At 63.1% G+C, this 12759-nt stretch carries 11 protein-coding genes; 5 read left to right on the top strand and 6 right to left on the bottom strand.

Features of this window, described 5'->3' with window-relative positions; all coding sequences use genetic code 11:
• A partial coding sequence (locus tag EN932_RS15665; protein WP_164890497.1) for an LLM class flavin-dependent oxidoreductase occupies positions 1-953 on the bottom strand: 953 nt, incomplete at its 3' end.
• Positions 954-1457: 504 nt separating this feature from the next.
• Here EN932_RS15665 and EN932_RS15660 point away from each other — a divergent pair.
• The 3 genes from EN932_RS15660 to EN932_RS15650 all read left to right on the top strand — a co-directional run bounded on the left by EN932_RS15660 (position 1458) and on the right by EN932_RS15650 (position 4405).
• Positions 1458-2255 carry an ABC transporter substrate-binding protein gene (locus EN932_RS15660; protein WP_064995753.1) on the top strand — a complete coding sequence of 266 codons (798 nt, stop codon included), beginning with the start codon at positions 1458-1460 and terminating at the stop codon, positions 2253-2255.
• Positions 2256-2406: 151 nt separating this feature from the next.
• Positions 2407-3081: an amino acid ABC transporter permease gene (locus EN932_RS15655; protein WP_013527987.1), complete on the top strand. Its 675-nt coding sequence runs from the start codon at positions 2407-2409 to the stop codon at positions 3079-3081.
• 49 nt (positions 3082-3130) lie between these two features.
• The gene (locus tag EN932_RS15650) at positions 3131-4405 is read left to right on the top strand and encodes a cysteine desulfurase-like protein (protein ID WP_127368515.1); all 1275 of its coding nucleotides are present in this window, start codon (positions 3131-3133) and stop codon (positions 4403-4405) included.
• A gap of 85 nt (positions 4406-4490) precedes the next feature.
• Here the strand turns inward: EN932_RS15650 and EN932_RS15645 are convergent, their stop codons facing one another.
• The 5 genes from EN932_RS15645 to EN932_RS15625 all read right to left on the bottom strand — a co-directional run bounded on the left by EN932_RS15645 (position 4491) and on the right by EN932_RS15625 (position 9753).
• Positions 4491-5321 carry a dipeptide ABC transporter ATP-binding protein gene (locus tag EN932_RS15645; RefSeq protein WP_013527989.1) on the bottom strand — a complete coding sequence of 277 codons (831 nt, stop codon included), beginning with the start codon at positions 5319-5321 and terminating at the stop codon, positions 4491-4493.
• Positions 5321-6175 carry an ABC transporter ATP-binding protein gene (locus tag EN932_RS15640; protein WP_024503389.1) on the bottom strand — a complete coding sequence of 285 codons (855 nt, stop codon included), beginning with the start codon at positions 6173-6175 and terminating at the stop codon, positions 5321-5323. Before EN932_RS15640 ends, EN932_RS15645 begins: the two co-directional genes overlap by 1 nt.
• 2 nt (positions 6176-6177) lie before the next feature.
• Complete coding sequence (locus tag EN932_RS15635; protein ID WP_224618710.1) at positions 6178-7032, bottom strand: ABC transporter permease subunit; 855 nt, start codon at positions 7030-7032, stop codon at positions 6178-6180.
• A gap of 70 nt (positions 7033-7102) precedes the next feature.
• Positions 7103-8110, bottom strand: coding sequence for an ABC transporter permease subunit (locus tag EN932_RS15630; RefSeq protein ID WP_063169936.1), 1008 nt, complete (start codon positions 8108-8110; stop codon positions 7103-7105).
• A 50-nt stretch (positions 8111-8160) separates the two neighbouring features.
• Positions 8161-9753, bottom strand: a complete 1593-nt coding sequence (locus EN932_RS15625; RefSeq protein ID WP_013527993.1) for an ABC transporter substrate-binding protein — start codon at positions 9751-9753, stop codon at positions 8161-8163.
• A 453-nt stretch (positions 9754-10206) separates the two neighbouring features.
• Here EN932_RS15625 and EN932_RS15620 point away from each other — a divergent pair, with 453 nt between their 5' ends.
• Positions 10207-12213 (top strand): long-chain fatty acid--CoA ligase, encoded by a 2007-nt coding sequence (locus EN932_RS15620; RefSeq protein ID WP_063171132.1) that lies wholly within the window; start codon positions 10207-10209, stop codon positions 12211-12213.
• Positions 12210-12759, top strand: a 550-nt coding sequence (locus EN932_RS15615; protein ID WP_164890496.1) for a 50S ribosomal protein L11 methyltransferase, incomplete at its 3' end; no start/stop codon positions are given. The genes EN932_RS15620 and EN932_RS15615, both read left to right, overlap by 4 nt.

Here is a 12759-nt window from a genome sequence, read left to right as displayed (position 1 = left end):
GTTTCCGGCGTTCCGATCAGCGGGTAGGTGCCGGCGCCGCCGGCGAAACGCTGCCGGTAGCGGTCATAGGCGTGCGGGTCGTGCGATTGCGAGAATTCCTTCTTGCCGGCCATGTGGGCATCGACGGCGTCATGGTCGGCCATATCGACGGCGTAGCGCGTGTAGTAGGCCTGCGCCTCTTCCATCGTCGGGCGGCAGACGACATGCGCCACGGTGTAGACGCCGACATCGCGGCCTGCCTTATCGGCCCGCTCGCTGATGTCGGCGACATGCTTGCCGGCATCGCTCATTTCCGAAAATGTCGTGAACAGATAATCGCACCGGGCGGCAGCGAAATCGCGGCCCGGCCCGCCGAAGGCGGCGTTCATGGTCACGGGGCGCGGAACCTGCAGACTGGCCGGCCGGCTGACAGCCTCCTTGAGGCGGTAATAAGTGCCTTCGTAATCGAGCGGCTCGGCCGACGCATAAAGCTTTTCCAGGATTTCGATCCATTCGGCCGCCTGATCGTAGCCCTTCTCGACCAAAGGCGTGCCGAACATGCCGAATTCCTTCGGGTTCCAGCCGCAGACGATGTTCAAGCCCGCGCGGCCCTGGCTGATATGGTCGACCGTCGCCAGCGCCTTGGCGGCATAGAGCGGATGCACCAGCGGCACATGCACGGTCATGAACAGGCCGATCTGCTCGGTGGCCATGGCGAGTGCCGCCGCCCAGGTGAAGGTCTCGAACGACCATTCGCGCACCTTGTTGCGGCCGCCGAAGCCGCGCCAACGCGCGATCGGCAGCATGAACTCCAGCCCGGCGCGGTCGGCGATCTGGGCTGCGGTCACATTGTCCCGCCAGCTCGCCGCCCAGCGCTCCGGCACATCGGTGATGGCAAGCCCGCCATCGGCATTGGTCGAAAAGACGCCAAGCTTCAGTCTGTTCGAGCCGTGCAAAGGGTGTGGTTTGTTCACGTCGCTGCCTCCCGGCGAAGATCGCACGCTAGGCCCGCGCGGAAATATTTCAAGCCTGAAATAGCTTGGCGTCACCATCGCTCGCGGGTATCGGTTCCAGCGGGCCGCACCATGTCCGCCACGCAACGGACACCGCAGCTTTTTAAGCTTAAAACTTTCGCCTTGAAAAGCGCCGCACTTTGGATAAGCATTCCGGAGTCGATGGCGATTGCCGTGCCGGACGGGCTTGCCGGCCAGTCCATCGAGCAGACCAGTCCATCGTGCCGGCCAGCCATCGTGGGTGCTCCGGGTGGGAGTCTCAGTTCTTGTCGTTCATACTGCCCCAGTCATCATCCAACACGCGCCATGCCTTCGATGACGTGCGCGCGGATTCGCGGTCTGCAACACACAACATCGCCGCCGCGACCGCATGGTCGCTGCCATAAATTGACGCCCTGCGTGAAGCGGGGCGGCAAAAAAACCGTGCGGGAGCAACCCGCCCGATCAACAACAGAGGGAACACAAATGAGCTTCACGCGTCGCAAATTGCTTCTTCTCGCCGCCGCCATCGGCATCGCCGCCGGCCCCGCCACCGCCTATGCCGCCGACATGCTCAATGTCGGCGCCTACCCGACCAACCCGCCCTTCGAATTCAAGAACGAGAGCGGCACTTTCGAAGGCTTCGAGGTCGACATCGTCAACGAAGCCGCCAAGCGCATCGGCATGACCACCGACATCGCCGATCTCGGTTTCCAGGCGCTGTTTGCCGCCACCACCTCGAAGCGCATCGACGTCGCCATCTCGTCGATCACCATCACGGCGGAGCGGCTGAAGTCACAGTCGTTCACGCAGCCCTATTATGATTCCGATATGGGCATCGCCACCAAGGCCGACAGCCCGATCAAGGCCGAGGCCGACCTCAAGGGCAAGATCATCGGCGTGCTGTCCGGTTCGACCGGCGAAACCTGGGTCAAGGCGCATCAGGAAGCCGACGGCTTCAGCGACGTGAAGGGCTACGACACGCAGCAGAACCTGCTGCTCGACCTCAGCGCCGGCCGCGTCGATGCGGCAGTCAGCGACATTCCGGGCATGGAATATTCCTTCACCAAGATGAAGGACCTGGTGGTCAAGGAGCGCATCAAGACCGGTGAGCAATACGGCCTGATGATGACCAAGGACCACCCGCTGCTCGGCAAGCTGAACGATGCGCTGAGCGCGATGAAGAAGGACGGCACGCTGGCCGCCATCCACAAGAAGTGGTTCGGCAGCGACGCGCCCGCCGACTCTTCGACCATGAAGGAAATGCCGCTGCCGAAGGCCTGAGCTGAAAGCTGCGGTAACATCGTGCCGGCTTTCCAGGCCGGCACGATTCTTTCACGCCTGGCCGCCGGCTTCTGCCGCAGATCTCCTGCCCTCGGCGGGCCCATCGAGTTTAACGTGAGCATTCTTTGCTCTGGGGTTCGGGAACGCTCCCATGTCGCTGATCGACACCTTCTTCAACCCCGACGTCATCATGTCCAGCCTGCCGGCGCTGCTGCGCGGCTTCCTGAACACGCTGCTGCTCGGCATTTTGAGCATCGGCATCGGCATCCCCATCGGCCTGGGGATCAGCCTGGTGCGGCTCTATGCGCCGAAGCCGCTGCGCTGGCTCGCGGTCGGCTACACCGACATCTTCCGCGCCCTGCCGGTGCTGGTCGTGCTGATCCTGATCTACTATGCGCTGCCCTTCCTCGGCATACGCCTGTCGTCCTGGGCATCGGCGGTGACAGCCTTCGCCTTCATCATGTCGGCCTACTCGGCCGAGGTGTTCCGCTCCGGCATCGAAAGCATTCCGCGTGGCCAGTTCGAGGCGTCGCAGGCGCTTGGCCTGCCGTTCCTCCTGACCTTGCGCAAGGTGGTGCTGCCGCAAGCGATCCGCGTCGTCATCCCGCCGATGACCAGCAACTGCGTCTCGATGTTCAAGGACACCTCGCTCGCCTCCACCGTGGCGCTGCCGGAACTCTTGAAGGAAGCGACCAACGCGCAGTCGCTCTACGCCAACCCATCGCCGCTGATCGGCGCCGCGCTTGTCTATCTCATCTTCCTCTGGCCGATGGTCCGCCTCGTCAGCCTGCTCGAAGAGCGCTTCAAGACCGAAAAGAAGCGCTGACCTCGCCAACCGATCCCACCCCGTCCAAGCCCTCCGCAGGAGCCTACCCGTGAATAAGCATCAAACCGACAATGCGAATGCCACCGCGTTCCCCGTCGACACCATCCGCGCCATGTTTCCAGCCTTGCAGCGGGCCGGCGATTTCATCTTTTTGGACAACGCCGCCGGCGCGCAGATCCCGCAGAGCGTGCTCGACGCGGTGACCAATCATCTGGTTTCGCACAATGTGCAGCGTGGCGGCCGCTATGGCCGCAGCGTCACCGTCGACCAATCGGTCGCCGATGCCCGGACAAGCGTCGCTCTGCTCATCAACGCCTACAGCCCGGCGGAAATCTGCTTCGGCATGAATGCCACCTCGTTCATCCGCCTGGTCAGCCTCGGCATCGGCCAGATGCTGCAAGAGCGCGACGAGATCGTCGTCACCGACATGGACCATGACGCCAACATCGCGACTTGGCTGGCGCTGGAGTCGGCCGGTGCGAAATTCAAATGGTGGCGGATGCGTGAGGACGGCAATCTGCATGTCGACGATCTGCGTCCGCTGGTTTCGGACCGCACCCGCCTGATCGCCTGCACGGTCACGGCGCACTCGATCGGCTCGATCGTCGATGTCGCTTCGGTGGCCAAGATCGCGCATGCGGCCGGCGCCGAAGTGTTCCTCGACTGCGTGCATTACGGGCCGCATGGACTGATCGACGTGCAGGCCTGGGACTGCGACTATCTCGTCTGCTCCGGCTACAAGAATTTCTCGCCGCATATGGGCTTCCTGTGGGGCCGTTTCGAGACGCTGAAGCGGCTGCCGACCTTCCGCGAGGATTTCATCCCCGACGAGCCGCCCTACAAGGTCGAGGCCGGCACCTTCATCTACGAGAACGTCTCCGGCATGGATGCCGCCGTGCAATACCTGGAACTGATAGGCCGCAATCTGGCGCCGTCCAACAACCGTTCGCGGCGCGACAACATCGTTGCCGGCATGGGCGCCATCCGCGACTACGAGCTGGTGCTGGCGCGTGAGATGCTGGCCGTGCTGAAAGGTTGCGGGGCAACCATCTACGGCGTCGCCGACGAGGCCCGCATCACCGAGCGCGTGCCGACCTTCTGCTTCAACATCGGCAAACTATCGCCGCAGCGGGTCGTCGAGGAAATGGCCGAGATGCAGATCGGCATCCGCGACGGCCACATGTACGCGCCACGGCTGATGAAGCGTCTCAACCTCTCGATGGACAGCGGCGCCATCCGTGCCTCGCTGGTCCACTACAACACGGTCGAGGAAGTCCGGCGCTTCGGCGAGGCGCTGCGCGCCATCATCGCCAAGCTGTCGTGAGAGGCGGCCTCTCCAGCGTCGTCATCCATGGGCGGAACAAGGGAGCGTAGCGACGCAGTGCAGACCCGAGGATGACGAAGAGACGTTAAGCCGCTTTCTTCTTCGCCAGCCTCGCCTTGATCGACGCGACGTCGGCGCGCGGTGTCGCCGCGAACAGCGTCCGGGTGTAGCTGTGCTTGGGATCGGCAAAGACCTCGTCGCGCGAGCCGTATTCCACCGCCTCGCCGAAATACATCACCATCACATCGTCGGCGATGTAACGCACCACGGACAGATCGTGGCTGATGAAGACATAGGTCAGCTGGAACTCATCCTGCAGGTCGGCAAGCAGGTTGAGCACCTGCGCCTGCACCGACAGATCGAGCGCCGAGACCGGCTCGTCGAGCACCAGCAGGCTCGGGTTCAGCATCAGCGCGCGGGCAATGGCGATGCGCTGACGCTGGCCGCCGGAAAACATATGCGGATAGCGATTGTAGTGCTCGTGGCCGAGGCCAACCTTCTTCAACATCTTCATCGCAAGGTCGCGCCGCTCGGACGCCGGCTTGTCGGTGTTGATCAAAAGCGGCTCGCCCAGCACGTCGCCGATCTTCTGGCGCGGATTGAGCGATCCGTAGGGGTTCTGGAAGACGATCTGCACCTTGCGGCGCATCTCCTTGGTCAATCCGCCCTTGGCGATGTCGACCTTGTTGCCGTCGATGAACAATTCGCCCGATGTCGCCGGATCGATCAGCGTGATGATGCGGGCAAGCGTTGACTTGCCGCAGCCGCTTTCGCCGACAATGGCCAGCGTCTTGCCCTTGTCGACCTTGAACGAGACCCCCTTGACCGCGTGCACGGTACGCGGCCCGGTGAACAGGCCGCCGCCGATGTGGTAGTCGCGGACGATGTTCTTGCCTTCGAGAACCGTGGTGCTCATCAGGTGGCTCCCGCAGCAGAAGGCGCCGGCTCGAACATCATGTCGGAAACGGTCGGAAGCCGGTCGCCGACGGCGTTCTCCGGCAAGGCCGACAACAGCGCCCGCGTGTAATTGCTCTTTGGCGATTCAAACAGCGACAGCACGTCGGCCTCTTCCATCTTGCGGCCCTTGTACTGGACGATGACGCGGTCGGCGGTCTCGGCCACCACGCCCATATTGTGGGTGATCATGATCAGGCCCATGCCGTATTTGGCCTGCAGCGAAACCAGCAGATCGAGGATCTGCTTCTGGATGGTGACGTCGAGCGCCGTGGTCGGCTCGTCGGCGATCAGCAGTTTCGGATTGCAGGCAATGGCGATGGCGATCATGACGCGCTGGCACTGGCCGCCCGACATCTGGTGCGGGAAGGAACTCAGCCGCTCTTCAGGGTCGGCGATGCCGACCAGCTTCATCAGTTCGATGGCACGCGCCCGGCGCTGGGCGCGGTCCATGCCCATGTGGAAGCGCAACACCTCCTCGATCTGGAACCCGACGGTGAAGCACGGATTGAGGCTGGCGATCGGCTCCTGGAAGATCATCGAGATGTCCTTGCCGACGATCTTGCGCCGTTCGGACGGGCTGAGCTTCAGCAGATCGACGCCGTCGAAGGCCATGCGGTCGGCCTTGACGGTTGCCGTGTTGGGCAACAGCCCCATCACCGCCAGCATCGACACCGACTTGCCGGAGCCGGACTCGCCGACGATCGCCAGCACTTCGCGCGGCTCGATCGACAGGTCGATACCTTGCACGGCCATGAACGGTCCGGCCGCGGTGTCGAAGGAAACGGTGAGGTTCTTGATCTCGAGCAGAGGCATGCTCAGGACCTCTTCAGCTTGGGGTCGAGCGCGTCGCGCAGACCGTCGCCGATCAGGTTGATGGCAAAGACGGTGATCAGGATGGCGAGGCCAGGGAAGGTCACCACCCACCAGGCGCGCAGGATGAACTCGCGCGCTTCGGCCAGCATGGTGCCCCATTCCGGCGTCGGCGGCTGCGCGCCCATGCCGAGGAAGCCAAGGGCCGCCGCCTCGAGGATGGCGTTGGAGAAGGACAGCGTCGCCTGCACGATCAACGGCGCGATGCAGTTTGGCAGGATGGTGACCAGCATCAGCCTGAGATGGCTGGCGCCGGCGACCTTGGCCGAGACGACATATTCGCGGGTCTTTTCGGCCATCACGGCGGCGCGGGTGAGCCGGGCGAAATGCGGCTGCAGCACGAAGGCGATGGCGATCATGGCGTTGACGAGGCCGGGGCCAAGCACCGCGACCAGCACCAGGGCCAAGAGCAGCGACGGGAAGGCCAGGATGATGTCCATGATGCGCATGATCAGCGTGTCGACCCAGCCGCGGCAGTAGCCGGCGAGCAGGCCGAGGATGACGCCTGAAATCAGCGCTGACGTGACAACGACGAAGCCGATGGCGAGCGAGAAGCGCGAGCCGTAGATCAGGCGCGACAGCATATCGCGGCCGACGGCGTCGGTGCCGAGCAGGAACTGCGCATTGCCGCCCTCCTGCCAGGCCGGCGGCGTCAGGAAGAAGTCGCGGAACTGATCGTCCGGCGAATGCGGCGCCAGCAGCGGCGCGAAGATGGCGATCAGGATCAGCAGCGCGAAGACGAAGAGCCCGATCACCGCGCCCTTGTTGACGGAGAAGTAATGCCAGAACTCGCCGAACATCTGCAACCTGGCGTCCTGCGGCTTGACGACGGTCGCGGCTTCGATGGTGGCGGGGCCTTCATTGCTCATGTCAGTTGGCCCGGATGCGTGGGTTGATGACGGCGTAGAGCACGTCGACGATGAGGTTCACCGACATGACGATCAACGCGATCAAAAGCAACCCGCCCTGCACGGTGAAATAGTCGCGCTTGGAAATGGCGTCGATCATCCATTTGCCGATGCCGGGCCAGGAGAAGATGCTCTCGGTCAGGATGGCGCCGGTGAGCAGCGTGCCGACCTGCAGGCCGATGGTGGTGACGACCGGGATCAGCGCGTTGCGGAAGGCGTGCAGGCCGATGACCCTACGCGGCGCCAGGCCCTTGGCGCGCGCGGTGCGGACATAGTCCTCACCCAGCACCTCGAGCATCGCCGAGCGCGTCTGCCTCGCGATGACGGCGAGCGGAATGGTGCCGAGCACGATGGTCGGCAAGATCAGGTGCGACAGCGCCGAACGGAAGGCGCCCTTCTGGCCCGAGATCAGGGAATCGATGGTCATGAAGCCGGTCACCGGCTTGAAGAAGTAGAGGAGGTCGATGCGGCCTGAAACCGGCGTCCAGTGCAGCATGCCGGAGAACACGATGATCAGCAGCAGACCCCACCAGAAGATCGGCATGGAATAGCCGGCCAGCGCCGTGCCCATGGTCAGTTGGTCGAACCAGGAGCCGCGGCGGATGGCAGCGAAAATGCCGGCGGCCACACCCAGGATGACGGCAAAGATCATGGCGAAGATGGCGAGCTCGACCGTTGCCGGAAAGCGGACCAGGAAGTCCTTGAGCACCGGTGTCTTGGTGGAAAACGAGGTGCCGAAATCACCGCCGAGGATGTTCGTCAGATAGGTCAGATATTGTTGCCAGATCGGCAGGTCGAAACCGAACTGGTGCATGAGCGCCGTGTGGCGTTCGGGCGACAGGCCGCGTTCGCCCGCAAGCACCAGCACCGGATCACCGGGCAGGATGCGCACGAAGCCAAAGGCGAGGATGGTTATCCCGATGAAGGTCGGGATGATGAGGGCGAGCTTGCCGAGGATATAACGCAGCATGGCGGGCGAGTGGGGGCGTCACCACATGGTGGCGCCCCCGTTTCGCAACCTTATTCGGCGATATCGACGCCGTCGAAGCGGTGGATACCGAGCGGATCCATCGCAAAGCCGGTGACGGTCTTCTGCATCGGCATGAACACCTTGGAGTGAGCGAGCGTCGCCCAGGGTGCCTGTTCCTTGAAGATGACCTGTGCCTGTTCATAGAGCTTGGTGCGCTCGGCCTGGTCCGAAACGGTCTTGGCCTTGTTGATGAGCGCATCGAAGTCCTTGTTGCACCATTCCGCGCGGTTGTTCGAACCGACGGAAGCGCAGCTCAGGAGCACGCCGAGGAAGTTGTCCGGATCGCCATTGTCGCCGGTCCAGCCGACAATGACGGCGCCGTCGTGATCGACCGCGGAAGCGCGCTTGAGGTATTCACCCCAATCGTAGCTGACGATCTCGACGGTGACGCCGACCTTGGCGAAGTCCGCCTGGATCAATTCGGCGGTGCGGCGCGCGTTCGGCATGTAGGGGCGCGACACCGGCATGGCCCAGACGTTCATCTTGAGGTCCTTGACGCCGGCCTCTTCAAGCAGCTTCTTGGCTGCATCCGGATCGTACGGATCGTCCTTCACTTCCTTGTTGTAGGACCACATGGTCGGCGGGATCGGGTTGACCGCCACCTGGCCGGCACCCTGGAAGACCGCGTCGATGATGGCCTTCTTGTTGATGGCCATGTTGAGCGCCTTGCGCACGCGCACGTCGTCGAACGGCTTCTGCTGGGTGTTGTACATCAGCGCGCCGACATTGAGGCCTTCCTGCTCCTCGACCTTCAGGTTCGCATCGGCCTGCAGGCCGGCGATGTCGGCCGGTGCCGGGTACGACATGATGTTGCATTCGCCGGCCTTGAGCTTCTGTGCGCGCACGGCCGGATCGGTGGTGATGGCGAAGACCAGATCGTCGATCTTCTGCTTGCCGCCCCAATAGTCCGGGTTGGCCTTGTAGCGGATGGCGGCGTCGGTCTGGTAGTCGACGAAGATGAACGGGCCGGTGCCGATCGGCTTCTGGTTGAACAGCTCAGGCGTCTTGTCGGCCTGCAGCTTGTCGGCATATTCCTTGGAGACGACGGAGGCAAAATCCATGCCCAGCGTCGGAATGAAGGTGATCGCCGGCTCCTTGAGGGTGAACTTCACCGTCAGGTCATCGACCTTCTCGACCTTGGTGATGTTGTCGCCGAACTGGTCATTGTAATACTGGTAGGCAATGCCCGGAATGTACTGGAACCAGGGACCGTTCTTGTCGACCTGACGTTCGAACGAGAACACCACGTCGTCGGCGTTGAAGTCGCGCGTCGGGGTGAAATAGTCGGTGGCGGCGAACTTGACGCCCTTGCGCAGCTTGAAGACATATTCCTTCCCATCGTCGGAGATCGTCCAGCTTTCGGCCAGGCCCGGCGAGGTCGTCGTCTTGCCGTGATCGAATTCGACGAGGCGGTTGAAGACGGTGCGCGAGGACGCGTCGAACGTCTGGCCTGCGGTATACGGCGCCGGATCGAAACCTTCCGGCGAAGCTTCCGCGCAGTAGACCAGAGTTTTCGCATTGGCCATGCCGCCCAGGACGCTTGCAGCCAGCAACGCGGCTGCAAAAGTCAGCTTCTTATTCATTGAGCACTCCCTGATGTTCTTCCAAGCCCCTCTATCAGGCTCGCGAAGCGCGCATATAAGCACCGTTTTTCCGGCTTTGGAACACCCCGTTTGCTTACCCCGCGGGAAGCAGGAAAAAAATCCGCAACTTTGCCAAATTGCAGAAAAAATTAGCCGTTTCTTCCGTTCACGAGATTATTAACAGCCGAATTTTTTTATTGATCGCCAGGCTGACGATATAAATGTTCCCGGCGCTTCCGAGCGGCCGTGGGATGCGTCAGGACACCGCCTGGAGCGCTGGCGGCGGCAAAGACTTTCGACGGCAAATCTTTCGCCGCGTTGCCGCAAGGGCAAGACTTGCACGCTCACCAAGGGAGGCAATACATAGGGTGTAGCGGCCGCAGCGGAGGGCGCCCTTGCCAATTCAGGGGCGAGTGCGGCACGGATGAACAAGACTTGTCCAGGGAGGAACGGTTGGCAAAAGCATCAAGGACGACGGCGCCGGTGAAAGCGGGAGCCAAGGCGCCGTCGAAAGCAGCCGGTACTGCCAAGCCGAAAGCACCCGTTGCCAAAGCCGCCAAGCCGAAGGCGGCCGCGGCACCTGTAAGGGCAAGCACAAAGCCGGCGGTGAAAGCCCCGGCCAAGGCTGCGGCCGGAAAGACGGCGCCGGGGCGTAAAGCGGGTGCGGCAAAGCCCGCTGCCAGGCCGGCCTCGAAGGCCGCGGCGGCGGTGAAGGCCCCACCGGCGGCAAAGCCGGCCGACGCCACCGCCAACCGATTGCCGAAAGCGCTGACGGCACTGGCCGCCGGCTTGCCGGAAAAGCCGTGGCTCAAGAGCTATCCGAAAAACGTGCAGGCCGAGATCGGCGCCCTGCCCTACAGCTCGATCGGCGATTTCCTCGTCGCCGCCTGCAAGCAGTTTTCCGCGCAGCCGGCCTTCACCTGCATGGACAAGTCCATCAGCTACACCGATGTCGAGCGGCTGTCGGCGGCCTTCGGCGCCTACCTGCAATCGAAGGGCCTGCAGAAAGGCGCGCGCGTCGCGCTGATGATGCCCAACGTGCTGCAATATCCGGTGGCGATGATGGCGATCTTGCGAGCGGGTTATGTGGTGGTGAACATCAATCCGCTCTACACGCCGCGCGAGCTCGAACACCAGCTGAAGGATTCCGGGGCGCAAGCCATCGTCATCCTGGAGAACTTCGCGAACACCTTGCAGGCGGTGATCGCCAGGACCGCAGTCAAGCATGTGGTGGTCGCCGCGATGGGCGACATGCTCGGCGGACTGAAGGGCACAATCGTCAATTTCGTCGTGCGCCGCGTGAAGAAAATGGTGCCGGCATGGTCGCTGCCCGGGCACGTCAAGTTCAATGCGGCCATGAAGGCCGGCGCCGGTTTGGGCTTCAAGCCGGCCAAGGTGGAAGCCGACGATGTCGCCTTCCTGCAATATACGGGCGGCACCACGGGCGTCTCGAAGGGCGCCACGCTGCTGCACAGCAACGTGCTCGCCAACGTCGCGCAGAACGCGCAGTGGATGGAGGACGCCTACACGATCAAGCCGAAACCCGCGCATCCCAACTTCATCTGCGCGCTGCCGCTCTATCATATCTTCGCGCTGACGGTGAACGCGCTGATGGGCATGCAGCAGGGCGCCCGCAATGTGCTCATTCCCAATCCGCGCGACATCCCAGGCTTCGTCAAGGAATTGCAGAAATATCCGGTGCACATCTTTCCCGGCCTCAACACGCTGTTCAACGCGCTGCTCAACAATGAGGATTTCCGCAAGCTCGACTTCAAGCCGCTGGTGCTGACGCTGGGCGGCGGCATGGCGGTGCAGAAGGGCGTCGCCGAACGCTGGAAGGCGCTGACCGGATGTTCGGTCACCGAAGGCTACGGCCTCTCGGAAACCTCGCCGGTGGCCACCGCCAACAAGTTCACCGCCGGCGACTTCACCGGCACCATCGGCTTGCCGCTGCCCTCGACGGAGATCGCCATCCGCGACGAAGACGGCAACAATTTGCCGCTCGGCGAGGTCGGCGAAGTCTGCATCCGGGGGCCGCAAGTGATGGCGGGCTACTGGAACCGGCCGGATGAGACCGCCAAGGTGATGACCAAGGACGGCTACTTCAAATCCGGCGACATGGGCTTCATGGACGAACGCGGCTACACCAAGATCGTCGACCGCAAGAAGGACATGATCCTGGTCTCGGGCTTCAACGTCTATCCCAACGAGCTCGAGGAAGTCGTGGCGATGCATCCGGGTGTGCTCGAAGTGGCGGCGATCGGCGTCCCGGACGAGCATTCGGGCGAGGTGCCGAAACTGTTCGTGGTCAGGAAGGATCCGGCGCTGACCGCCGAGGCACTGACCGCCTTTTGCCGCGAGAACCTGACCGGCTACAAGCGGCCCAGATACATCGAATTCCGCACCGAACTGCCGAAGACGCCGGTCGGCAAGATCCTGCGGCGAGCGCTGCGCGAATGATTGCAGCCGTCGGCGCGGATGCCGTAGATGCACCTTGCCGTCCTGACCCGGCAGAGTTCATCAGGACGAACATGCGCCTCGCCCCGGTGCCGTCGGTGCCTGAGATCCAGCTTTTTACACCGCACCCGGCCAGTGGCCTGAGACGGCTTACCGATACGCACCAAAGCGCTGACGACGATGACGACACGATCGAGGCGGACAACAATGGACCTGAGCCGCAGCCGCCTTACTGGGCTTATGTGTGGGCCGGCGGCGCGGTGCTTGCGCGCCATATACTGGATCATCCGCAAACGGTAGCCGGTCGCCGCGTGCTCGACCTTGGTGCCGGCTCCGGCCTTGTCGGCATCGCCGCAGCCAAGGCAGGTTCGCGCGAAGTGATCGCCGCCGAGATCGACCGTAACGGCGTTGCCGCGATCGGCCTCAACGCCGCGGCCAACGGCGTCGAGATCGCCATTGTCGACAAGGACATTACCACGGGTCCCCCGCCGGCGGTCGAGCTCGTGCTTGCCGGCGACGTGTTCTACGGCCCAGAGGTCGCTCTGCGGG

The sequence above is a fragment of the Mesorhizobium sp. M7A.F.Ca.US.002.01.1.1 genome, assembly GCF_004022955.1.
GTDB lineage: Bacteria > Pseudomonadota > Alphaproteobacteria > Rhizobiales > Rhizobiaceae > Mesorhizobium > Mesorhizobium ciceri.
This window is presented reverse-complemented; position numbering and strand designations above follow the sequence as displayed.

What these genes read in the sequence shown, in the direction of transcription:
- EN932_RS15660 (WP_064995753.1), top strand. Translation starts at nt 1,458, where the DNA reads ATGAGCTTCACGCGTCGCAAATTGCTTCTTCTCGCCGCCGCCATCGGC.
- EN932_RS15655 (WP_013527987.1), top strand. Translation starts at nt 2,407, where the DNA reads ATGTCGCTGATCGACACCTTCTTCAACCCCGACGTCATCATGTCCAGC.
- EN932_RS15645 (WP_013527989.1), bottom strand. Translation starts at nt 5,321, where the DNA reads ATGAGCACCACGGTTCTCGAAGGCAAGAACATCGTCCGCGACTACCAC.
- EN932_RS15640 (WP_024503389.1), bottom strand. Translation starts at nt 6,175, where the DNA reads ATGCCTCTGCTCGAGATCAAGAACCTCACCGTTTCCTTCGACACCGCG.
- EN932_RS15635 (WP_224618710.1), bottom strand. Translation starts at nt 7,032, where the DNA reads ATGTTCGGCGAGTTCTGGCATTACTTCTCCGTCAACAAGGGCGCGGTG.
- EN932_RS15630 (WP_063169936.1), bottom strand. Translation starts at nt 8,110, where the DNA reads ATGCTGCGTTATATCCTCGGCAAGCTCGCCCTCATCATCCCGACCTTC.
- EN932_RS15625 (WP_013527993.1), bottom strand. Translation starts at nt 9,753, where the DNA reads ATGAATAAGAAGCTGACTTTTGCAGCCGCGTTGCTGGCTGCAAGCGTC.